Origin of the sequence: Psychrobacter sp. DWR1-2-3, assembly GCF_049896465.1 — a bacterium.
In the GTDB taxonomy this organism is placed as follows: Bacteria; Pseudomonadota; Gammaproteobacteria; order Pseudomonadales; family Moraxellaceae; genus Psychrobacter; species Psychrobacter maritimus.
On the sequence record NZ_JAFCUJ010000003.1, the window covers coordinates 498,601 to 522,112 of the forward strand.

The 23,512-nt window shown below is 43.9% G+C and carries 23 protein-coding genes and 1 tRNA gene; 5 read left to right on the forward strand and 19 right to left on the reverse strand.

The window, feature by feature from the left end:
• Window positions 1–6: 6 nt before the first annotated feature.
• Window positions 7–135, reverse strand: a complete 129-nt coding sequence (locus ACP7AA_RS08460) for a hypothetical protein (protein WP_426223249.1) — start codon at window positions 133–135, stop codon at window positions 7–9.
• Between the two features lie 380 nt (window positions 136–515).
• Between ACP7AA_RS08460 and ACP7AA_RS08465 the strand changes: the two genes are divergently transcribed.
• The gene (locus ACP7AA_RS08465; protein ID WP_426223250.1) at window positions 516–2,075 is read left to right on the forward strand and encodes a YifB family Mg chelatase-like AAA ATPase; all 1,560 of its coding nucleotides are present in this window, start codon (window positions 516–518) and stop codon (window positions 2,073–2,075) included.
• A 12-nt stretch (window positions 2,076–2,087) separates the two neighbouring features.
• Here ACP7AA_RS08465 and ACP7AA_RS08470 read toward each other — a convergent pair whose 3' ends face one another.
• The 4 genes from ACP7AA_RS08470 to ACP7AA_RS08485 form a co-directional block, all read right to left on the reverse strand.
• Window positions 2,088–2,780: a phosphoglycolate phosphatase gene (locus ACP7AA_RS08470; protein ID WP_426223251.1), complete on the reverse strand. Its 693-nt coding sequence runs from the start codon at window positions 2,778–2,780 to the stop codon at window positions 2,088–2,090.
• Between the two features lie 101 nt (window positions 2,781–2,881).
• The gene (locus ACP7AA_RS08475; RefSeq protein ID WP_426223252.1) at window positions 2,882–3,382 is read right to left on the reverse strand and encodes a DUF4385 domain-containing protein; all 501 of its coding nucleotides are present in this window, start codon (window positions 3,380–3,382) and stop codon (window positions 2,882–2,884) included.
• A 195-nt stretch (window positions 3,383–3,577) separates the two neighbouring features.
• Window positions 3,578–3,653: transfer RNA gene (locus ACP7AA_RS08480), tRNA-Phe, on the reverse strand.
• Window positions 3,654–3,775: 122 nt separating this feature from the next.
• Window positions 3,776–4,198 (reverse strand): hypothetical protein, encoded by a 423-nt coding sequence (locus ACP7AA_RS08485; RefSeq protein ID WP_201629809.1) that lies wholly within the window; start codon window positions 4,196–4,198, stop codon window positions 3,776–3,778.
• A gap of 387 nt (window positions 4,199–4,585) precedes the next feature.
• Between ACP7AA_RS08485 and hisB the strand changes: the two genes are divergently transcribed.
• From hisB to ACP7AA_RS08500, 3 genes are all read left to right on the forward strand, one after another.
• Window positions 4,586–5,260: an imidazoleglycerol-phosphate dehydratase HisB gene (gene hisB / locus ACP7AA_RS08490; protein ID WP_271133658.1), complete on the forward strand. Its 675-nt coding sequence runs from the start codon at window positions 4,586–4,588 to the stop codon at window positions 5,258–5,260.
• Window positions 5,261–5,905, forward strand: coding sequence for an imidazole glycerol phosphate synthase subunit HisH (gene hisH, locus ACP7AA_RS08495; RefSeq protein WP_426223253.1), 645 nt, complete (start codon window positions 5,261–5,263; stop codon window positions 5,903–5,905). It begins immediately after the preceding gene.
• Between the two features lie 169 nt (window positions 5,906–6,074).
• The gene (locus tag ACP7AA_RS08500) at window positions 6,075–6,467 is read left to right on the forward strand and encodes a hypothetical protein (RefSeq protein WP_426223254.1); all 393 of its coding nucleotides are present in this window, start codon (window positions 6,075–6,077) and stop codon (window positions 6,465–6,467) included.
• Between the two features lie 47 nt (window positions 6,468–6,514).
• Here the strand turns inward: ACP7AA_RS08500 and ACP7AA_RS08505 are convergent, their stop codons facing one another.
• Window positions 6,515–7,861 (reverse strand): valine--pyruvate transaminase, encoded by a 1,347-nt coding sequence (locus ACP7AA_RS08505; RefSeq protein WP_426223255.1) that lies wholly within the window; start codon window positions 7,859–7,861, stop codon window positions 6,515–6,517.
• Window positions 7,862–8,180: 319 nt separating this feature from the next.
• Between ACP7AA_RS08505 and ACP7AA_RS08510 the strand changes: the two genes are divergently transcribed.
• Window positions 8,181–8,453: a hypothetical protein gene (locus tag ACP7AA_RS08510; RefSeq protein WP_426223256.1), complete on the forward strand. Its 273-nt coding sequence runs from the start codon at window positions 8,181–8,183 to the stop codon at window positions 8,451–8,453.
• Between the two features lie 51 nt (window positions 8,454–8,504).
• On the opposite strand, the gene ACP7AA_RS08515 is transcribed toward ACP7AA_RS08510, so the two are convergent.
• The 13 genes from ACP7AA_RS08515 to ACP7AA_RS08575 all read right to left on the reverse strand — a co-directional run bounded on the left by ACP7AA_RS08515 (window position 8,505) and on the right by ACP7AA_RS08575 (window position 23,511).
• Window positions 8,505–9,908: an HNH endonuclease family protein gene (locus ACP7AA_RS08515; RefSeq protein WP_426223257.1), complete on the reverse strand. Its 1,404-nt coding sequence runs from the start codon at window positions 9,906–9,908 to the stop codon at window positions 8,505–8,507.
• 128 nt (window positions 9,909–10,036) lie between these two features.
• A complete protein-coding gene (locus ACP7AA_RS08520) occupies window positions 10,037–12,724 on the reverse strand; it encodes an ABC transporter permease (RefSeq protein WP_426223258.1) in 2,688 nt (895 codons plus the stop codon).
• Entirely contained in the window at window positions 12,724–13,407 is a 684-nt protein-coding gene (locus tag ACP7AA_RS08525; RefSeq protein WP_201612092.1) for an ABC transporter ATP-binding protein, read from the reverse strand. Before ACP7AA_RS08525 ends, ACP7AA_RS08520 begins: the two co-directional genes overlap by 1 nt.
• Window positions 13,404–14,219, reverse strand: coding sequence for an arylesterase (locus ACP7AA_RS08530; RefSeq protein WP_281490702.1), 816 nt, complete (start codon window positions 14,217–14,219; stop codon window positions 13,404–13,406). Before ACP7AA_RS08530 ends, ACP7AA_RS08525 begins: the two co-directional genes overlap by 4 nt.
• Window positions 14,220–14,331: 112 nt before the next feature.
• Entirely contained in the window at window positions 14,332–15,657 is a 1,326-nt protein-coding gene (locus ACP7AA_RS08535; protein ID WP_426223259.1) for a CynX/NimT family MFS transporter, read from the reverse strand.
• A gap of 433 nt (window positions 15,658–16,090) precedes the next feature.
• On the reverse strand, window positions 16,091–16,336 hold the full coding sequence (gene nqrM / locus ACP7AA_RS08540) for a (Na+)-NQR maturation NqrM (protein WP_201563905.1): 246 nt from the start codon (window positions 16,334–16,336) through the stop codon (window positions 16,091–16,093).
• Window positions 16,337–16,458: 122 nt separating this feature from the next.
• Window positions 16,459–17,589 (reverse strand): FAD:protein FMN transferase, encoded by a 1,131-nt coding sequence (locus ACP7AA_RS08545; RefSeq protein ID WP_426223260.1) that lies wholly within the window; start codon window positions 17,587–17,589, stop codon window positions 16,459–16,461.
• A gap of 191 nt (window positions 17,590–17,780) precedes the next feature.
• Window positions 17,781–18,581 (reverse strand): SDR family NAD(P)-dependent oxidoreductase, encoded by an 801-nt coding sequence (locus tag ACP7AA_RS08550; protein WP_426223261.1) that lies wholly within the window; start codon window positions 18,579–18,581, stop codon window positions 17,781–17,783.
• A gap of 141 nt (window positions 18,582–18,722) precedes the next feature.
• Window positions 18,723–19,958, reverse strand: coding sequence for an NADH:ubiquinone reductase (Na(+)-transporting) subunit F (gene nqrF, locus ACP7AA_RS08555; protein ID WP_426223262.1), 1,236 nt, complete (start codon window positions 19,956–19,958; stop codon window positions 18,723–18,725).
• 123 nt (window positions 19,959–20,081) lie between these two features.
• Window positions 20,082–20,690, reverse strand: a complete 609-nt coding sequence (nqrE, locus tag ACP7AA_RS08560) for an NADH:ubiquinone reductase (Na(+)-transporting) subunit E (protein WP_011281361.1) — start codon at window positions 20,688–20,690, stop codon at window positions 20,082–20,084.
• On the reverse strand, window positions 20,690–21,361 hold the full coding sequence (locus ACP7AA_RS08565; RefSeq protein ID WP_201563913.1) for an NADH:ubiquinone reductase (Na(+)-transporting) subunit D: 672 nt from the start codon (window positions 21,359–21,361) through the stop codon (window positions 20,690–20,692). Before ACP7AA_RS08565 ends, nqrE begins: the two co-directional genes overlap by 1 nt.
• Before the next feature lies 1 nt (window position 21,362).
• Window positions 21,363–22,295, reverse strand: coding sequence for a Na(+)-translocating NADH-quinone reductase subunit C (locus tag ACP7AA_RS08570; protein WP_426223263.1), 933 nt, complete (start codon window positions 22,293–22,295; stop codon window positions 21,363–21,365).
• Window positions 22,276–23,511, reverse strand: coding sequence for an NADH:ubiquinone reductase (Na(+)-transporting) subunit B (locus tag ACP7AA_RS08575; protein WP_426223264.1), 1,236 nt, complete (start codon window positions 23,509–23,511; stop codon window positions 22,276–22,278). Before ACP7AA_RS08575 ends, ACP7AA_RS08570 begins: the two co-directional genes overlap by 20 nt.
• Window position 23,512 lies beyond the last annotated feature (1 nt).

Below are 23,512 nucleotides of genomic sequence, written 5' to 3' on the forward strand. Positions count from 1 at the left end.
CGCCGCCTAGCTGTCATCGTTATCTATATTGCCATTAAAATTATCGTTATCCGAACAGCCAAACAATCCCAACGAGACTGCCATCGTTAATAGCGTGAGTGTGTGTACACGCCGATTCAGCATATTGATGCTCATAAGCTTACCCATCCATGGTTAATTACGATTTTATAAAGCGTCGACAAAAACCACCATCAAGCTTTATATGTCAATAAATTCCTTTTATTGCCATGCTTTTTTATGCCTTATATTGCATTTATTATGCTTGATGATAGATAAGATAAATTAAAAAGCATTTATCAATCATATAACAATTTCAAACCTCTATGCTAGCGAATAAACCAACGGATTTAACGGCTGATATTTGGCTTAAAGCTAGGCAGAAATGTCCTTTATATAGCTAACTAATAGGCTGGGAACAATACTATTCATACAGATTGATAAATTATAAGACACGACATTTGCGCACTGATTAATAATACTCTATTATCGATAAATATCTATATTAGGAAACGCTCATGTCGTTTGCCCAAGTTTATACGCGCTCAGTCGTCGGACTGCATGCCCCGCAGGTCATTATCGAGGTGCATTTATCACAAGGCTTGCCAGCATTAACCATTGTCGGTTTGCCTGCTGCTGCCGTACGTGAGAGTAAAGATAGGGTGCGCTCGGCGATTCTGAATTCGGGCTTTCAATTCCCTAATCGCCGCTTGACGATTAATTTAGCACCAGCAGACTTGCCAAAAGATGGTGCAAGGCTAGATTTGCCGATTGCCATCGGTATTTTAGCGGCAAGCGGACAACTTGAGCCAGAAGTACTATCAGGGTTTGAGTTTATCGGCGAGTTAGCATTGAATGGCGAGCTGCGGCAGGTAAGTGGTAGCTTGGCGGTTGCACGGGCAATGAAAGCAGAGTCACTAGTGGCAAAGTCTGCAATAGCTGACGAACAAGAGCCGCGCCAGTTACAGCAATTACGTCAATTAATAGTACCGATTGATAATGGCACGGAAGCCAGCCGTGTTGAAGGCGTCGAGATATTAGGCGCTCAAAGCCTAAAAGCGGTTTGTAACCACTTACAATCGTTAGCTGACCCAAGCGTCATCAATGAGAGACTGGAGATAGTCACGCCCAGTCCGGCGCAGCAGTATATTGGTTATCAGGTAGATTTGGCGGATGTAAAAGGTCAACATCATGCTAGGCGGGCGTTAGAGATTGCCGCCGCCGGTGGTCATTCACTGTTATTCACCGGGCCACCCGGTTCGGGCAAGACGTTAATGGCGTCACGGCTACCGACTATCTTGCCTGATTTGAGTGATGAGGATGCATTAGAAGTCGCCAGTACCTATTCAGTAGCAGACAGCGACTATGATTATGGTACGCGGCCATTTCGTCAAGTTCACCATACTATATCAGCGGTAGCATTGGTCGGTGGTGGTTCTCGTCCCAAACCTGGCGAGATTACCCTTGCCAATAAGGGCGTTTTATTTTTGGACGAATTACCAGAGTTTGACCGTACTGTGTTAGAAGTTTTGCGTCAGCCGTTGGAAGCCAAGCAAATCACCATTAGCCGTGCCAATTCACAAATGACTTTTCCGGCAAATTTTCAACTGGTGGCGGCGATGAATCCTTGTCCGTGTGGCTATGATGGCGACGGATCAGGACGATGTCGCTGCCGACCGGAGCAAATCAAGCGCTATCAAGATAAGCTATCAGGGCCACTGCTTGATCGCATTGATTTGCATATTACCGTGCCAGCACTGCCAATAGCTGATTTGCAAAATGCTCAAGCTGGTGAAACCTCGGCACAAGTGCGAATTCGAGTCTCTGCTGCGCATAAGCAGCAATTAAAACGCCAAAAAAAGGTTAATAACGAGCTGAGTCCTAGCGAGATTGATAAATATATTCGGCTAGGCGCGGGCGAGCAGCAGTTATTACAGCTCGCTCAGCAACGTCTTAATCTATCTGCCCGTGGCTATCATCGTGTATTACGCGTCGCGCGTACCATTGCTGATTTGGCTGATAGTACTGATATTACCAGCGCTCATGTATCAGAGGCGCTGAGTTATCGTAGTAAATAACTTACTTGAAGTTCAATTATTTATAATCTCCTTTTTTAAAAGGTATTTAACCAATGCCGCAAAGTCATCAAATGCTGCGATAGGATTGAGCTCGCGAATATCTTGCCCGTAGTTATAACCATAAGACAGTCCAAGGGTGTCTATATTGGCATTTTGTCCGGCTAATATATCGTTTCTAGAATCACCAATCATGACCGCTTGTGCTGGAGTCACATTCAACGCCTCACAGACATGCAATAGCGGCGCGGGGTCTGGTTTCTTAAGGGGCAGGCTATCTCCGCCCAGTACTTCAGAAAATAGATCCTGCCAACCAAAGGATTGCAGTATTTTAGGGACAAAGCGAATCGGTTTATTGGTCACTAATGCCAACGTATAGCCCGCGGCTTTGAGCTTTTTTAGTCCGCTATCGACATCTGGGTAGGCGACGGTTTTGCTGCCGCTAATATTTTTATAAGCGTCAAAAAATACTTGCTCGGCGTGATCGGCTTCCTCGACCGTTAACTCACCTTCTAGTACTTCTATTTTACCCACCAACGCGCGTTCGACCAGCATTCTTGAGCCATTACCGACCCAGTTACGTATGGTGCTAATCGGATAGGTCTCTTTACCAAGCGTGGTTAGCATGGCGTTCGTCGCATCAGCCAAATCTGGTACGCTATCAATCAATGTGCCATCAAAGTCAAAAATTAAAAGCTGCTTATCCATTATTTCTCGCCTTTCGGGTTATCACGTCTGTATCTTAGATTTATGTTTTAACCATAGCATAAGAAGCCATTAAAGCGTATGCAAAGCGCGTTTTTGCTCGATTATTTAACCTCTTTATAGCGCTCACGGTGTGCCGCTTTCATCTTTAGATAGGTTTTATTTTTACGGCACTCATCCCATTTTTGTTTAAAAATACGCGCAGATTCTGCTTTGATAGGGTCTTCGCTTTGCCGTGGTAATTCTTCGCGTCCATGCGCGCCGCTTTGGCCTTTTTTATCATTGGGCACGGGTCCCTTATACTTTTTGCCGCCTTTATGATTGGCATAGCGGCGGGCGCGGGTATAACCCATTTGGATAAATTTGCGCGCCATATCGGCACCGACAAAGTCATCAGCAGCTAAATAATCTAAAAACATCTGATAAATAATTTCGCTACTCTCAAGCGCGATATCAGGCGTCGCAAAGCGCCAGTGCGGCAGGATTTCGGATTTATAAGGCTCGACCAATAACACGCCTTGCTCACCGCGACCGACGCGATACAGCTCAGGCTGCGCGCGTAAGTTTAGGTTTTTATAATCCAAATCATAATCAAACTCTCTCATGGCTTCTACCTCTTGCAGCTAATTGGTTGTTTTAGTATAGAGAGCATTTGCACTTCAAAAACAGCCTAAAAATGTTATGTATTAGTGTGGGTATCAGATGTTATTGATAGGTATCCCTGTAATGTTTATAAAATTTTAAGCATAAAAAAAGCCCCAAACATAAATGTTCGGGGCTTTTTAGAATTCTTAAACGAATGGTGGCTCGAGGCAGGTTCGAACTGCCGACACACGGATTTTCAATCCGTTGCTCTACCGACTGAGCTATCGAGCCGTCTTCGTTGAGGCGCTATTAAACTAAATATCGGCGTTACTGTCAAGTGGTTTTTGCATAATATGCGATAAAAAGGCATAAATAGTCAAATATAAGCCAAATTCAAGCTTTTAACCTCACATTTAATCCTTAACGCGCAGTAGCTCATACTCGCTCATGATACGATGAATATCGGCATCGACTGGGACAAACTCACGGACGCCTTTTTTCACTTCGGCATCATAGACCAGTTTGATAAATTTAGCATCGATAGCGCGACCTCGATTTTGGCTATGGACAGTGAGATATTGCAAGCGCTTGGCATCCGTTTGTCCATCATCAAAGCAGGCAACGGCAGCGATAGGCTTGTCATTAAACATACCGACATACAGGGTTTGACCACGCTTAAACCCTTGTTCAACGAGATTTAGTACTTCTGCGCCACTTGGCTGGTTCTCATCGCTGTCATATAAGGCATGCAGGCGCTCGGATAGTTCGTTTTCACGCGCAGGCTTTTTAATCAGTGGCGCATCCAAGCTGTTGATGGCGATCGCTTCTAAAGGCATAATCAGTTCCTATAAATAATCGGTTGCTATAAGGTGATACAGCGTGGCATCGAGTGTAGCATTGTAGAGTCGGTGCGGTTCATGATTGATAATACTGAACTCACTATTTTAGCAGAATGACAGGATTTTGTGCGTGGTTTACTGCTTGGTCGTGGCAGTAAATGCTAGGGTTTGCTATGATGAAGATAGATGATGCTTTTTATGCATAAAAGCTAATACTTTGGCTTTTATGCATAAGCTTTTTGAATAAGCATTGAACCCATTTTTAGCTTAGCTTTTTATATTTTTTATTCATTGTTTTATCATTTGCTTTAGACGCTAGTAAGAATGACTTGGGCGCTTTTTCGCCCTATTTTATTGACCGCTTTTCATTTATAGAGAGTAGCCATGACTGCCAATTCTACGACGACAACCAATACCGCCGATACAACTGGGCAAAACCAATCTGCCAATCTAAATTTACATGGTCGCCCAGCCCGTACCGCTACCGTTGAGCGTAATACTGCTGAAACGCAAGTGACTTGCACCGTCAATCTTGATGGAACGGGACAAGGAACTGTAGATACTGGCGTGCCATTTCTAGACCATATGATTGATCAAATCAAGCGTCATGGTTTGTTTGACTTAGACATCAAATGTACCGGCGACACCTTTATCGATGATCACCATAGTGTCGAAGATACGGGTATTACGCTTGGGCAAGCATTCAATAAAGCATTGGGCGATAAAAAAGGCATCCGTCGTTATGGCCACTTTTACGCGCCACTCGATGAGTCACTAACGCGCGCAGTTGTTGATTTATCAGGCCGTCCCGGTTTACATATGGACATTCCTTTTACCCGCTCGCATGTTGGTAACTTTGATGTCGATTTATTTAGCGAATTCTTCTATGGCTTCGTCAACCATTCATGGATGACGGTGCATTTGGATAATCTTAAAGGTAAAAACAGCCATCACCAGATCGAATCTACCTTTAAAGCCTTTGCTCGTGCGCTGCGTATGGCTTGCGAATATGATGAGCGTGCGCTGAATACGCTACCGTCGACCAAAGAGGCTTTTTAGATGAGTAGAGCCACAAAGGTTGCACTATTAGATTATGGCATGGGTAATCTGCACTCGGCCAGCAAGGCATTGTCAGCGGTAGGCGCGGAAGTCTCTATTACCAATGACCCAAAAGTGGTCGCGGCGGCTGATAAGATTTTCTTCCCCGGCGTCGGTGCGATGCGTGATTGTATTGCTGGCATGCAAGATGCGGGTATTGACGAGGTCATACGTCAGGCGATATTTAATAAGCCTGTTATGGCCATCTGTGTTGGCATGCAGGCGTTGTTTGAGCAGTCCGCTGAGAATGGTGGTACAAAATGTTTGGGCATCTTAGATGGCAATGTAGAAGCGTTTGACCCGACGTGGAAGGATGAGCAAGGGGCGACCATTAAAGTGCCGCACATGGGCTGGAATACTATTAACGGTATGGATTTCGAGCATCCATTGTGGAATGGCATCGAGGACAATGCGCATTTTTACTTTGTACATAGTTATTACTGCGCGCCTAGCGATAACGCGCAAGTAGCGGCCGTTTGTGATTATGGTCAGCCGTTTTGTGCCAGTATTTTGCAAGATAATTTATTTGCCACCCAATTCCATCCAGAAAAAAGCCACACCGCGGGCTTAAAGCTATTAAAGAACTTTGTCGATTGGAATATTTAACAAGTATGCATTAAATGTTTGACTGGACCGTTTTGATTAAACAGCTTCGATTAAACAGGAAGGTAGGTTAGCAAATGCATAATCTACCTTTTTTATTTTTAATTTATACTTAGTTGTTTTTTTTATTTATACTCAGCTATCTTCTATCTCTTATACGCGGAATAAAATCGTGGATTTTTATCTCTTCAAAAACGGTGTCGTGGCTGCTACAGGATTAGACAAAGACGCCTTACATATGTATGTGGGCATTGGTGTCTACCTATTAAGTTTACTCTTGCTACGTCCAATTTTTAAAAAATACAGCGTCAGGGCGTTTATCGCTTTAATTATGGTGACCGCCATCGCCTTATTGGGCGAATATTTGGATAATCGCCAGACGATTACCGAGCTGGGTATCACAGCGATAGGCAGCACGGAGCTAAAAGCCAGTATTCATGATTTGATTAATACCTGTCTGCTGTCGTATGTGCTCTATGGCTTTACCGTATGGACAAAGACGTTTCAGTCAATCAATACCGTCAAACCTATGATTAAAAGGCAGAAAAAAACGGACTATTCATAAGTCCGTTTTTTTTATTTCTATCATTAACACTTTGCTTAATAAAAACTTTAATAGTTCTGACTATTAGCCTCATCATACAGCTCGCGCACCACTTCACCAATGACTTTAATACCATCCGTTAAGGTCTGTTCGTCAGCGGCGATACTCATACGGATACATTCATGGGCATGCTGATAATTACTCACATCGACACCAGGGAAGAAGTATTCACTTGGTACAATCAATGTGCCTTTTTCTTTAAGGCGCTCGTATAGCTCAAGCGTGCTAATTGGCAAGTCTTTAAACCACAACCATAAGAATATCGCGCCCTCAGGCTTATGAATCATTAACGGATAATCACCCAAAGCATCTTTTAAAAGCTTTACCGCTAACGAGGCTTGCTTTTGATAAAAGGGTTTAATCTCATTATCAGCTAACTGCTTGATACGGTCATCGTTAACCAATGGCGTGGCAATTGCCGCCCCAAAGCGGGTCGGTGCTAGATTGACTACCGCATTCATCGCGCTGACTGCTTCAATCACTTTAGCATCTGCCACGATAATGCCGGTACGCATACCGGGCAAGCCAATTTTAGACAGGCTAAAGCAAAGAATCGTATTGTTATCCCAACTTAATTGCGCGTCTGAATAAATGATATTAGGGAAGGGCATACCGTAGGCGTTATCGATGATTAGCGGTATCTCATAACGCTTGGCAATCTCAGATAAATGCGCCATTTCCTCATCGGTCAACACATTGCCCGTTGGATTGGTCGGACGCGAACAGCAAATCGCGCCAATGCGACCTTCTTTTAGCGCTGGCAAGTTCTCTAACGCCTCAAAATCCACACGATATTTAAAGAAACCTGCTTCGCCATCATGAGTCACTTCATCGATATGCGGCAATACGGCTGCAAAATGTTGACCTTCGACATGCACATCACTATAGCCAATATATTCAGGGGTTAATGGCAGTAGAATTGATTTATCGATAGACTGGCTTTCTTTATCTTGGCTCTTTTCATCAGCGAACGCCCCACCAAATAAATTAAACAAATAGAAAAAAGCATTCTGTGAACCGTTGGTCAAAGCGATATTTTCTGCGCTCAAATTCCAATCATAATGACGGTTAAAGAAGCCAACCAAAGCCTCGATAAAGGCGGCGTCACCCTGCGGATTGGAGTAATTTGCCATACTAATAATCGCGCTACTATTGGCTTCACCGGTATCGTTATCAACGCCAAGCGCCTTATAAGTCTCTAAAAATAGCTCATTGACGGCATCAATCTTGGCAGGATTACCACCGCCCAGCATATTGACAGGCTGATCGCTTTTTAGCGCATCGCCCAAGTCATCCATCAGTTGTGAGATGCCAGTTGGCTGGGTAAATTTTTGACCGAACTTTGAGAATTTCATAAGGCTACCATGCTATTTTTGAGGGTTTATAAAGTGTTATTTAATCCATAAAGTTGGGCTAGTATAGCAAATGAAGGCTAGGTAATCCGCCCAATAAATAAGCAAAGCGCATGGCCGATATTGGTTTATATAGTGATAAAAATGTAAATTTTTGCTAAGAATGAGATTTGGTATAGAGTAGCGTTAGATTTGAAAAATTCTCATAGAAAACGAAACTAAAACATAACCCATCCAATACATAGTTTCTATTAAATTAAATTTGGTACTGAACATATATTAATGATAAAGTCATAAATAATATTTTTAGAAAGGTATATATATGGACAAGAATAAGATATTTGAAACAAAGACTTCAAGTGATTGGGATCATACTGATAGTTTCGGAACCAAAAGAAATTTTAAAGTTTCTTTGACTGGATACTACGATGATAAAGAAAGACGGATTACTATAGAGGAAGATTTGGTAACTTCACCATTAATAAATAAGCATGAAGATAGTTACTTGTATGAAACAATATTTAATAGAATGAAATTTGAATTAAAGGAGACTATAAAACTTAAGCAGAAAAATTCATCAAATCAAAAGGCGTAACTCACCTAAAATGTAACTTGGTGGGTTACGCTATCGTTAGACTAGACTAGACTAGACTAGACTAGACTTATCACTCTTACGTAAATTATGGAAGCTGCATAATAATTGAGCATTATTTAAAATAGTTTCGCCACCCTTTGAGTGAGGTATTACATGATCAGCTTGATAGTCAGACCATGAAACTTCTGCCTCTCGTCTAGACTTACCTTCTTCAAGGCAAAGCTGGCAAGCTCCATGAGCCTCTCTATATATCTTGATTCGTTCTAATTCTGAAAAGCTTCTTTTCAAGTCTTTATCAACGAATTTGAAGTCATTTGTGTTTATATATTCAAAAAATAATTGGCGCATAACACGATCGCGAGTTGCTAAATCGTTTTCCCCTTGCTGTCGATGATTGCTAAAAGTTAGCATATCAAAATCAGTCGACTCGTCATAGTTACGCCATCTATCATGGAAATATAGTATAAAACCCCTAATATCTTCACGCTCTTTATCTCCAATGACATAATACTTTTTGAGGTGTCTTATTAATAAGTATAAAGAAATAACAAAGTATTCTACTGATAGCTCTTTAACTGGAGAGCCATCTTGTATCATTGGGTCATTCTTAAATATTTTATAGAACTCATCTAGGTTACGAATGACTGATTTACTTTCAGATCTATTCTCATAATCATAATTACCTATACCTGCATCTTTTTTCTCGTCGTTAATAAACTGTTCTATTTTTTTGTCACTTAAATCTGTGTAGCCTGTCTTAGCGTTTTCAATCATAGTGAAACGAGCCATGAATTGAAGGTGTTTCATTCTTTCGTTGCTAACATTTAGTAATTGGAAGAAATCCAGTTTATTAGGGTTGAAGTCAACAGGATGGTACTCTTTGAAGTTAAATGTTTGGTCGTCCGAGTATTTGACAATAAAATTTCTTGATAGACTTGAAAGTTGAGCGTGAGCTATTTCCATATAATTTAGGTTTTCACCTTCTTGTAGTCTCCTAAAAATTTCGGTAGCAATAATCTGGTGCTCGACATTTTCTTTTTCTTCAATATTTTTAATTATGTCTGTTTTGAAGTATAGTTTATCAATAAATCTTTTATGATCATTGCTAATCTCACTGTATTTTTTACCTACTAGTTCAGAATCGATGTCTTCTAAGCTTTTTGGTAAAGCATACTCATCTTTGAAGAAATCTACAACTGTTGTAATGCGTTGCTGTCCGTCTATAACTTCAAATACTGAACTACTTTCTGATACTCTAACCTCTCTTAATACTAATTGTGGAATATAGTATTTTCTTATCAAGCTATCCATAAGTGATTGTTTCTTCTTGGTAGACCAAACAGCTTTTCTTTGATAAGGAGGTCTAGTAACGAATTCAGAAGGATATTCATGAAAATCCTTAATATCGTAGTTTCTTTGCTCTATGGTATATTCCGTTTTGGGATTGAAAGCCATTTTAAATCCGTTAATTAAGTTGGTTTTTATTTGAAATTTTCTTTAAGTAACTATCAGTATTATATTTTGCCTAGTTCAATTAAGCAAAGTATAGGTTATCCTATACGATATTGATTTTGCTACATACCCTAAATCATCGCTCTTACCCGCGCCATAATCCCACGCCCAATCACCAATCTCACATAAATAATGGCAATAGCAAACAGCAAACCAACTAACGCTACACCGCCGATACCCAAGCTTGCCCACGGCACGCTAAAGCGCAGATTAAACCATTGGGTGATAGCAGCCCACGCCCCGATATTAGCGATAATAACTGCAAATAAAGCGGCACTAATGCCAAGTATGCCAAGCTCTAAGATATTGAGCATATATAGGTCGCGCTTTTGCATGCCAAGCAGCCTAAATGATGCGCTATCTGCCATGCGATCTTGTGAGGTGGAGAGTAGCGAGCTAATCAAAACCATAATACCGGTCAGTAATGCCAGTAAGGTGAAGACATAAACCAAACGGCTCATTTGCACGACTAACTCTTGGACTTGCTGCGCGATTGCTGTGCCGTCGATGGTCGTTACCGCAGGAAACTCGCGTACTAGCTGACCTTGGAGCTTTGGAATATCCTCTGCTGCAACATGAGCGGTAGCAAATTGGATTTGCGGGGCAGCCGATAAAACCGCTGGCTCAAATAAAAAGTAAAAATAGGGGCTGGGTCCTTTTTCATAGCGCGAGCGGATACTGGTGATTTGCCCGACAATCTCAATCCCTTGGATATTAAAGCGCACCTGATCACCCATGCCAACGTTTAGCAAACTTGCTGCAGTATCCAAAATCGATAACGGCGCAACGGTTTGTGCTGAGTCACTATCTGCAGTTTCAATAGATGCATAAAGCTTGTCATCTGCTAGCGATTCCGTAATAAACTCAGTATCCATCACCGTATCGGCATAGCTTAAATTAAAAACACGCGTAGGGTCATCAAAGCCGTCAGCAGGTTCGATATCTTGTACGGGTACATTATCAGCAGTGACGACGCGGGCACGAATGACAGGATAATAGCTGACAGGTGCAGCAATGATATTATCAATCTCATCATGCTGGTCGCTTTGAATATCGAGCAAAAATAAATTGGGCGCATCTTCAGGATAGGCATTAATAAACTGGGTATTGATACTATGATTGAGCGTGGTAATCAGGGTTAAGACCGCCACTGACAGCGATAAAGTGACAAAGAATAATGCCGACTGATTGCCTTTACGGGCAAGGTTATGGATAGCGATACGCTGCATCCAGCTGATATTAGAATGCTTGGCAAACTTAGTCAGCAGCCATAACCAACCGCGTGCCAAGAGCCAAAATATCGCTACGAAGGCAGTTAAGCCTATCAAGAGCTGCGCACCTAGTATCAGAGAATCTACTTCATAAGCAAAAAACGCATACAGCCCGATTAGCGTCAGTCCATACCATAATAATGGCAGACGTCGATACCACGGCAGATTTTGCGAGTTTGCGCTCGCACCTTGATTAAGTAAAGTAGCAGGCTTGGTCGTACTTAACGTACTTAAACCACGTTGAGCGATAAGCAATGTTAGCACTAACGCGATAATAATGGTTTTAATGGCGCTGATAGGATTGATAGCTAAACCAACATCAGTAGGCAAGATAGCAATCAGATACGGCTGACCAACTTTCAGTAAGCCAAAACTTAGAGCAATTGCTGCCACACAAGCGATGATAGTGGTTACAATCAACAGCTGATAGTAGCTGCGTTTCAGCGACCTAAGCGGCTCACCTAATGCCAAGCGAATGGCATTACTAGACTGCTGCTTGGTCAAAAAAGCCGTAATGACGCCATACATCGCCACCGCAGATAATAACAGCACGGCGATGACGAGCAACTTTAAAAACATCAAGACATTGTCAGAGATACGCGAGACAGAGGTATCTGCTGACTCGGCATCAGAGAGCTCAATATCAGGATAATTGCTTAGTATTTGCGTGAGCTTATCTCGCTGTACTACCATTAACTCTGGCTCACCAGCCAGCTCAATACGATAATTAATGCGGCTACGCTGTCCCAATAAATTGGTTGCTGCGAGCGCATCTTGATGCATCAAAACCCGCCCACCAAAACCAAAGGCGGTCAACGGACGGTCAGGCTCTTTGGTCAGCACGTCGCTAATAGTGAACTCAGCATCACCAATGGTGATTTGGTCACCGACACTGGCATTTAAGCTATTCAATACTTCAGGCGCGACAACGACATTATCAGCGCTTAATTGCTCCCATAACGGTTGCCCTGAAGCAAGCTCAGCTTCCCCATATAACGGATAAGCTGGAGAGACGGCTTTGACGCTGGCAAGTAAGGTTTGCTCATCGGTCACCACCATCGCGCTAAACTGATAGTCATATACTATTTGCGTATCAGTAACCGTCTCTACCTGTGTTAATACTTCGCTTGGCCACTCTTGCTTGCTGTTTAATATTAAATCGCCGCCAACGAGCGCACGCTGATTGTCGTTGATATAGGTATCAACCGATTGCTGCACGGAGTCGAGGGTCAAGTAGGTTGCAAGCGATAACGTTAGCGTCAATAAAAATAATAGCGGATAAATCCAGCGTTGCCACCAACTGCGACTTAAGGCTTGTGCGCCCAATCCTTGTAAGCCCAATATGGGCAAATTCAGAATACCGCTAAACAACTGGCGCATGATACCGCCAGTATAGTCTGACTCTTTTGCCATGCGAGTATCAGTCGTAGCAGTAGCATCGATGGCTGAATGTTTCTCTGTTTGCTTATTATTCTTCAAGTTATTCATCAAGAAATAATCCGCCCGTCGTGCATGGTAATGACACGATCTGCCATCTCCGCAAGCGCGGCATCATGGGTTACAACAACCAATGCTGAACCAACTTGCTGGCGTAAATCTAATAGTAGCTGCATCACTTGATTGGCATTTTGCTCATCTAAGTTACCCGTTGGTTCATCGGCAAAGACGATTTTTGGCTGCGAAACCAACGCGCGGGCAACGGCAGTACGCTGCTGTTCACCACCGGATAATTGGTTGGGTAAGCTATCACGCCTATGCCCCAAATCAACCGCTTCAATCAGCTCATTTACCCGTGCTTTATTCGGACGGCGGGCGATATCAAGAGGAAAGGCAATATTTTCTGCTACCGTCAATGTCGGTAATAGATGAAACGACTGAAAGACAAAACCCATATCACGTTGGCGAATAACCGCCAGCGCATCTTCATCAAGGCTGCTTAAGGTTTGCCCCGCTAACTCAACCGAGCCACTATCAGGATAATCTAACGCCGCTAATAGACCTAACAAGGTAGATTTACCGGAGCCAGATTTACCCATAATGACCACAAACTCGCCCGCATTGACATATATATCGACGTCTTTGATGATAGATAGCTTTTGCTCACCGACTTGCACGGTTTTATTCAGCTTGGAGGCGGTAAGTAGTGCTTTGTTATTGGGTGTAGCGGTCATTGGGTAGTCTCAGTAGGTGTGCTAGATTTCGTTGCTGTATTGGCGTGATTAGCTTCTAACTTTTCAATTTTAGGCTGTAAAATTGGCAAAATATTATCATTAACGATAATGGTATAGCCTTCTTTGGTTGGATGAATCGCATCGGCTTGGTTGAGCTTAGGGTCGCCGCCCACACCATCCAAAAAGAAAGGAATCAGCGTCACATTCATATCTTTAGCCACTCTTGGGTATATCGCGGCAAACGACTCTACATAGTCCGAGCCAAGGTTGTCATAAATCTGCATGCCACCTAAGATAACCTCACTACCATTATCCTGCAGGCGTTTAACAGCGGTGCGAATATTGGCTTCGACCGTTGCTACATCAATACCGCGGATGGCGTCATTAGCTCCAACGGTTAAAATCGTAATATCAGGTTTGGTTTGCAATACCCAATCTAGGCGATTGACAAGCCCCGTACTGGTTTCGCCACTTAAGCCTGAATTGACTACTTTGACATTTTTATAGCCAAGCTCTTGTAAGCGTGCTTCTAGCTGAGCGGGATAATTGGCATCATTATCAACGCCCAATCCTTCGGTTAATGAATCGCCCAATGCCAATATCGTTAATGGCGCTTGCTGCTGCTCAGTTGCCTCTGTTACTTTCTGAGTTTCATTAGTTTGGATGCTAGTGCTTTGAGTGCTGGTAGTTTGCGTACTATCATCAGCTGTATTGCTATCAGGCTCTTTTTGACAGCCGCTAACCACAAGGGTAACGCTTAATGCCGCCGCTATTATTAAAGGTTTAGTCAAATAAGAAGAGATATTTATCATGATTTTGCTGTCCTGTTTACAATCAAACCAGTGTAGCAAACTAAGCTTATGAGCAATATGGCGCGACAGTTAACGATATTGCGCGCCTGTCAGTTGATATTAACGGTAAAAATTAAATTTTCTTACCATCGACCATGACTGGACGGCTGACCATCCAAGCAAAACCCACGTTTACCACCATCAAAACCAACATGATTAATAAAGGCAAATCCCAGCTATCCGTTGCTTCATGCAACCAGCCGGTGCCCAGCGGACCAAAGAACGCAATCAGATAACCGACTGCTTGCGCCATGCCTGACAGCTCGCTCGATTGATTGGCAGTATAAGTCCGCATCGAAAATAGCATCATACTTAAGGTAAAAATCGCTGAACAACCAATGCCCATCAGCGCTGACCATAACCATGCTAAATCAGCTGATAAATAGCTGACTCCTAAAATACCAATCACGTTTAAGACGGCAGCAAATACCGCCAACGCCTGAATAGGGCGTCCGCGATTGACCAGCCAAGTTAAGCTTAAAATCGCTACCGGTGCCATAAACTGGAAGACCGAGTTCATCTGCCCCGCGCTTACCGCTGATAGCCCTTTACTGAGCCAAATCGAGGGTAAAAAACTGGCAACGGTATAAAAAAGCAGTGACTGTAAGCCCATGAATACCGCAATTTGCCAAGCAAAAGGTGTACGCCACATAGAAATAGGTGACGGTGCTTGCACCCCTTCAGCAAGCGGTACTATTGGTTGATGGTTTGATGAACCCAAACGCAAGCGTAGCAGCACCCAAATCATTAAGGCAAACACGCCCAAAATCGACCAACCACCAAGCGCCCATTGCCAGCCAACTTGTTCAGATAATGGCAAGACCACGCCAGCGACAATCCCTGCCGACACCGTCATGGTGAGACTAAATAGACCCGTAATCAACGGAATATGATTTGGTGTACGCTGCTTGATAACAGGCGCAGCAAGGGTATTGGCAAAGCCAATCGCTAACGTTAGCAATAACGTGCCGCCTAAAAAGCCAATCCAAGTAGGAATAACGCTGCGAATAATCATGCCCGTGGTTAAGAGGGCAATCATCGCAATCAAGGTGTTTTCAAGGCCAAAACGCTTCCCAATCGCTGGCGAAATAAACGCCCCAAGCGCAAAGGTTAGCATCGGCACCGCGCCAAGCCAGCCAATTTGGGTTTCGGAGATATTAAGCGCCCCTTGAACCACCGGCGCAATAGAACCCAGCGCCACAATCGGCGAGCGCATATTGGTCGCCAATAAAATCATGGCACATAGCACCAGCCAAAACGTAAAGCGCGAAGAGGGTAGCTTAAAGTTTGACGGCGCACCCGACTGAGAAGCGGGAGACTGGGACGGCAAATCAGTTTGCAAATTAGGAGAGGTAGACATAGCAGCACGACTATCAGCATAAGAAAAAGGACACGTCATTAAAAAGCGCTGGCGCACCATCGCTTATAAAATAACACCAGAGTACGTCACTAAGACGGCAATTAATGCTAAGACAATATATTAGAATGTACGAGTTTAGGATATAAAAACACTAGCAGAAAGCCCGTCATATAAGCTTACCACCCATTTAATTTAGCAGGGCAAGCTTAGTGTATGAGTAGTGAATTTTAGTTTTTGCTTTCGCTTATAAATAGGTTTTGCTTATCAAGCGCTTATGATAGAAATCGTCTTAAAAAATACTCTATATAAAGGCTAAGCTATAAAGGACTAAGCGCACAAAAAAATAGCGCCAGTCCCTGTTAGCTTGCAACGTTAAATTGCAAAGGGCTAGACGCTATTATAGGAATACAGGTTAGGTGAATACTACCAGCGTATGGTAACAAATAAGACGTTTAGACAGACTTGCTTAGTTCTATACAGACTTACCTAGTTGGGCAGCTTTAAGGGCGGTTTCTTGCTGTTGGTCGACCAGTGAATCGCATTTATTGGGATCGTTACCACAAAATGAGCAATGCTCGTCGCCCATCAATTTTGCCACACCGCCGCAAGAACCTCTAAGCGGCTTTTTCTTGACCATATAACCGATGCCCATGAAGATAAAAAACAGCATGAAGACGGTAAAGGTGATAGCAAGCATGGGGAGCAATTGGTTAAGCATAGAGGGAACCTCTCGTTTAAAATATAGGACAGTCATCTAGTCGATAACTTGCTTATAGTATAGCAAAATTTCGCCTGCCCCGTTTGTGCTTAGCAGGCATAGTAAAGCCCATGCTTTTGATATTAGGACTTTTTGTCGGCACGTAAGGCTTTCATCGCAGGGGTTTCTACTACTTGCCAATCATCGATACTGTCGGCCGCTGCACCGAGATTTACATTATCAGCCAAGATAACAAATAAGGCGGCGATATTGTGCTCTTTGGCAGTGGCAAGGGCTTTTTCATAAGGCATCGCGGTTAAGGCGGTTGCCCAAGCATCAGCCAGTGCGACTGTTTCTGCTGCCACAGTCATTGATGGCGCGCCACCAACAATGGGCTCACCTGTGGTTGGGTCAATGGTATGGCTGTAATGCTTACCATCAAAAACGACGGAATTGCGATAGTTGCCAGAGGTTGCTAGCGACATAGTAGAGCCATTATTAATAGGCTGGCGAATCACTGCCATGGTTTGGCGCGCGCTCACCGTGCTGCCTTCGATGGGCGCATCAATAGCGATTTGCCACGGTTGCTGCTGAGCGCTGACCCCAGAGGTCGCCACTTCGCCGCCAATTTCAACCATGTAATTGCGAATCTGATAGTCATCTCGGAGTACATCGGCAATGACGTCAACGCCATAACCTTTAGCAACCGCCGAAAAATCAAGCTCGACGCCATCTTTGGTTTTATAGATAGTTTGCTCTTTTTGTATCACGCTTTTAAAGTCAACCAAGGCTTTGGCTTGTGCAATCTCAAGCGCTGTCGGTGGACTTTGTAAGCGTTCAACCGTCATGGTACTGCCAAAGCCCCATGTTTCAATCAATGGCATTACCGTCGGATCAAACGCGCCGCCTGACAGCTCATAAACTTGCCTAGACGCTTCCAACACATGGCTAAAATCGGCGTCGATAGCAATGGGCGTATCTTTGCCTAATTGATTAAATTTAGAAATAGTTGAGTCTGCTTGATAAGTGGACATGCTGTCATTGATGTCTTGCAAGCGCTTATCGATAGCGGCTTGTATGGCAGCTTCATCGGCGCCTTTGGGCAATTGATAACTAATATGGTAGCTGGTACCCATGGTTTCGCCGCTGAGATTGTTATAATCGGTTTTTTGCTGGCAGGCGCTAAGCGTAAGTACAGAGCCGATAGCTATTATAGATATAAAGGCGGGTTTTATGAATTTGTTAGCAGAAGAAAACGCGGTTAAATTTGTCATATAAGTCATCACAGCTTGATAAAGCGAAGGGGTGAGTGGGGGCGTTAGCTAGTAGAGAGTGGTCAGTAAAGAATGGTTAGTAAAGAACCACTAATAAACAACTAACTAAGCTAAGCGCTGCCTATTTTACACCCCTTGTCACCCATAACGCCAATCATCGACTTAAAACCTAATTGCTGAGTTTATTAGATTTATTTTACTTTCGACTCACGGATGAGCTTATAAAGCTTTGGCGGCGATAAACGATTGACTCTAGTAGCGAGTTTTTCTTTATTACCAGCAACGATAATATATTCTTCACCTTTAGTCAGCGCTTTGACGACTTGTTTGGCAAATGTAGTCGCCGTCAGTCCTTTATTGGTTGCTTCGTCCATCGTACCCTGCGCGCTCCCATCACCCGTTAAGGCATTTATAGAGATATTGGTTTGAATAAACCCTGGAAATATCGTCGCCACCTCGATACCTTGGTGATGCAGTTCTGCACGCAAACTGTTTGCCCACATATGGATAGCGGCTTTGGCAGCACCATAAGCGCCGCGATATTGGGTGCCAAGTAAACCTGCCACGCTCGATACCATGACAACTTTGCCGCCGCCTTGCGCAATCATATCGGGCAATACCAGTCTGGTCAGCCGCGTTTGCGCGAAATAATCTATCTCCATCAGCTTACGCTCAACTTCCTCGGTCGTTTCCATAATAAGCGCGCGTTGACTGATGCCCGCATTATTAATCAGCCAATCTACTTTTTCAGTTTTAGCCTTGATTGTTTCATAGGCTTCTTTTGCTTGCTTGGCATCGGCGATATCAAAGGGGACGACGATATGTTTTTTGCTGTTTTTGCAGCGACTTTTAACCGCTTCTAACTTATCCTTATCACGGCCACTTAAAATAATGCGGGCACCACGTTTGGCAAAGGCAATTGATAATGCTTCGCCGATACCGCTAGATGCGCCAGTAATCCAAATGGTCAAATCTTTCGCTTTGGTTTTCATAAGAATCCTTTCTGATTAAAAAATGGTTTATTTAGCGCATAAAAAAAGAGCCTCCATTGAGACTCTTAATTTATCATATATTTTTAGTTTAACGATACTTGTTGAATAAATAGGTTTTATCAACCGATTTAAATAATCGGCTTAGCCACCAAAGTCATCAAGCATGATATTTTCATCTTCCACGCCCAAGCTGTGTAGCATGTCGATTACCGCCGCGTTCATCATCGGTGGCCCGCACATGTAGTATTCACAGTCTTCTGGGCTTGGATGGTCTTTAAGATAATTTTCAAGTAGCACGTTATGGATAAAGCCGGTTGGACCTTCCCAATTGTCTTCAGGTAATGGGTCAGACAAGGCCACATGCCACTCAAAGTTATCAAACTCTTCTTCTAGTTGATCATAATCTTCAACGTAGAACATCTCACGAATCGAGCGCGCACCATACCAAAAGCTAATCTTACGGTCGGTATGTAAGCGTTTGAGCTGATCGAAGATGTGCGAGCGCATCGGTGCCATACCCGCACCACCACCGACGAAAATCATTTCAGCGTCCGTCTTTTTGGCAAAGAATTCACCATAAGGCCCAGAAACTGTCACTTTATCGCCAGGTACGAGGCTAAATACCCAAGAGGACATTTTGCCAGGTGGAATACCGTCAGGACCACGTGGCGGTGGGCTGGCGATACGGATATTAAACTTGATAAGGCCTTTTTCTTCAGGGTAGTTGGCCATCGAATACGCACGAATCACCGGCTCATCAACTTTTGACACATAGTTGAAGATACCAAATTTTTCCCAGTCTTCGCGATACTCTTCGTCAATCACAAAGTCTTTATAATGCACTTCATGCGGTGGCGCCTCTAACTGTACATAACCACCGGCACGGAAGTTAACTTCTTCGCCATCTGGAATTTTAAGCACCAACTCTTTAATAAAGGTGGCAACGTTATCATTAGAGATAACTTCACATTCCCACTTTTGTACATCAAAGAATTCAGGGTCAATCTCGATTTTCATGTCTTGCTTTACCGCAACCTGACAGGCAAGACGCATGTGGTTACGGATTTCACCTTGGGTAAAGTACCCTTCTTCGGTGGGCAGGATAGATCCGCCCCCTTCAATAACGCGGCAACGACACTGCGCACACGTACCACCACCACCACAGGCCGAAGATAAGAAAATACCTTCGCTCGCCAGTGTTTGTAGCAGTTTACCGCCTGCGGGTGTCACGACGTCATTATCGGGATTATCATTAATATGGATAGTAACATCGCCTGAACTGACCAGTCTTGAGCGCGCCGCCAAAATAATGGCAACGAGTCCCATGATGATCAAGGTAAACATAGCAACGCCACCAATCGCCGTAGCGTAATCCATGGTAGGTATCCTTAATCTATGGAGTAGGGGTGCGAAAAGACGTCATTGCGTGTTTCCTGAACCCCTACCGAATAAATGAATTAAATAGGTCAAATCGCTAAATAGGCTTTTAAGCGTAGCGGTTTAAATTGACATACCGCCGAAAGACATAAAGCCAAGTGACATCAGACCAACCGTGATAAAGGTAATACCAAGACCACGCAGCGGTGCTGGAATGTCTGAGTATTTTAGCTTTTCACGGATACCCGCCAATGCGGTAATTGCCAATGCCCAACCGAAGCCTGCGCCGACGCCATAGACGACTGATTCGCCAAAATTATAATCACGCTCAACCATAAACAGTACGCCACCTAAGATGGCACAGTTGACGGTAATCAGGGGTAAGAATACCCCTAGGGCGTTATACAGACTTGGAACGAACTTATCCAAGAACATCTCTAGAATCTGTACTGTGGCAGCAATCAAACCGATATAACTGAGTAGGCCTAAAAAGCTTAAATCGATATCAGGGAAACCTGCCCATGCCAGCGCACCATCTTTTAGGATGAACTGAAACAGCAGATTGTTTAGCGGTACAGTAATCGCCATGACGACGACGACGGCTACCCCAAGACCGATAGCGGTTGAGACCTTTTTTGATACCGCCAAAAAGGTACACATGCCTAAGAAGTAGGCCAGCGCCATATTCTCGATAAAGACCGAGGTTATAAATAAACTGACATAATGTCCCATTAGTGACCGCCCCCTTGTGCCATGCCTTTAGATTGCGGCTTCATTACAAATTCAGCTTCTTCGACCTGTTCTGGTTTCCAGATACGGATAATCACGATAAACAGGGCAATAATAAAGAACGCTGACGGTGGCAATAGCAATAGACCGTTTGGTACGTACCAGCCACCATCGGTAGCGGTTTGCAAAATAGTCATGCCAAACCAGCTGCCTGCGCCCAAAATCTCACGAATACTGGCGACAAATAGCAATACTGCCGAGTAACCAAGACCGTTACCAATACCATCTAAAAAGCTTGGTACTGGCGGATTGCTCATCGCAAATGCTTCAGCACGGCCCATTACGATACAGTTGGTGATAATCAAACCAACGAATACCGACAGACCTTTACTGACATCATAAGCGACCGCTTTTAAGATTTGGTCAACCACAATAACCAATGACGCAATAATCGTCATCTGCACGATAATACGAATGCTTGATGGGATTTGCTTACGGATAATAGAGATAAAGAAGCTCGAAAATGCCGTGACCAAGGTCAACGCCACACTCATTACCAACGCATTCGCCACACTCGTAGTAACTGCCAATGCCGAACAAATACCTAAGATTTGTAGCGCAATCGGGTTATTATCAAAAATAGGCGAGGTTAAAATACCTTTTGTATCAGCCATGTTATGCCTCCTTGCCGTGTGCTGCTGGTACTACTGCGACCAGTTCGGTTACGGGATGCGTCTGCTGTTGATGTAAGTTCTGACCCAGCTTTTTATATGGGCTTTGACTGGCTTTGACTTCTGCACTCGCCAGTGTTTTACCGCTTTCTTCACGCAGCTGGTCTAAGTATGGCTTATAGCCTTGCTCACCGAGCCAAAACTGAATCATGTTACTGACGCCGCGACCGGTTAAGGTTGCACCACTGATACCATCGACCCAGTTATCTTTTGGATTACCGGCTTTGGTCACACCAGTAGCAACAGCGCCGTTTTCGTCATAAGAATGAATGCCGCTCCACATGGCGCGCCACTCAGGCTCCTCGATACGAGCACCTAGACCCGGGGTTTCTTTATGCTCATAGAAACTGATACCTTTAATGGTATTCATGTCACTTTCAAGCGTTAAGAAACCATAAATCGTACCCCATAGTCCATAACCTTGAATCGGCAGGACCACCATTTCAGGCTTTCCGGCGTCATCACTTTTAACATAGACCTTGGCGTATTTAGGAACACGACCGATACCGGCAGGGTCGTTGCTGCCCAAGTCTACACTTAAGGCTTTGTTCTTGGTCGCTTGACTGGCATCGTAAGCATTACGATCAGGAATACCTGCAGCTTTTAGCGCGTCGTCATCGAGGTAGTTACCTTTACTTAGGTCAACGATTTTTACCTCAAAATCTTTAAAACGCTCAGCCACATCTTCATTGGTATCTGACGCAGGGTCAAACATACCGGCGGCAACTAAGATGTTTTTGTTACGGTCTAAGCGCGCGTTTTCAACTTGCGCTGGTTTTAAACCAACAGCAGCGGCTGAGACCAATACAGAACACACCAAGCATAGCGTCAACGCCACGCTGATGGTTTTTGCATTATTACTTTTGGGCTTGGACATAGCGAACCCTCCGTGCTGTTTGGCGCTTGATATTTGCTTGCGTCACAAAATAGTCAAATAGTGGCGCAAATAAGTTGGCGAATAAAATGGCAAGCATGATGCCTTCTGGAAAGGCTGGGTTGACGACGCGAATCAATACGGTCATAAAACCAATCAAGATACCATAAGCCCAGCGGCCTTTATTGGTATGGGCAGCTGACACAGGATCGGTTGCCATAAACACCGCACCAAAGGCGAAGCCACCGATAACTAAGTGCCAATAGAACGGCAGTTTCATCATCATATTGTCTTCAGAGCCAATCATGTTAAAGACTAGGGATGTGGCAATTAGACCAACCACACAACCTGCCATGATGCGCCATGAGGCAATGCGCGTCCAAAGTAGAACGACCGCACCCATTAAGATAGCTAGGGTCGATACTTCACCGATACTGCCTTGCATGTTGCCTAAGAATGCATCACTCCAGGTGATGGCATTGCCGTAAACATCGACAAAATCTTGTGGAACGACGCCAAGCGCGGCAAGACCAAGGGGAGTTGCACCTGAGAAACCATCAACGGCTGTCCATACTGAGTCGCCCGACATATAAGCAGGATAAGCAAAGTATAAGAAAGCACGACCTGATAGGGCAGGGTTAAGGAAGTTTTTACCGGTACCGCCAAAGACTTCTTTTGCCACGACCACACCAAAGATAATACCTAAGGCAACTTGCCATAAAGGAATATCTGGTGGTAGACAGAGCGCAAATAGGACAGAAGTTACAAAGAAACCTTCGTTGACTTCATGACCACGGACGACGGCAAAGATAATCTCACAGAGAATACCGACCCCAAAGGTGACCAGATAAATCGGTAAGAATTGCATCGCCCCGTAGACAAAGCTTGCCCAGATACTGTCTGGATTATAGCCGGCCATACTAGTGATAACCGTGCGCCAGCCTTCAGGCTGCAAGCCTAGCGTTGCAATCGCCGTTAATGCTTGATGACCGATATTGTACATACCCCAAAACATCGCAGGGAAAGTACATAACCAAACGGTAATCATAATACGCTTAAGGTCAATACCGTCGCGTACGTGTGATGATGCGTATGTCGTTGAGCCTGGTTGACGTAAAAACGTATCAAACATCTCAAAGATGGCATAGTATTTTTCGTGTTTGCCACCCTTGGTGAAAGACGGCTCCATACGATCGAACATATTGTGTAAAAATTTCATC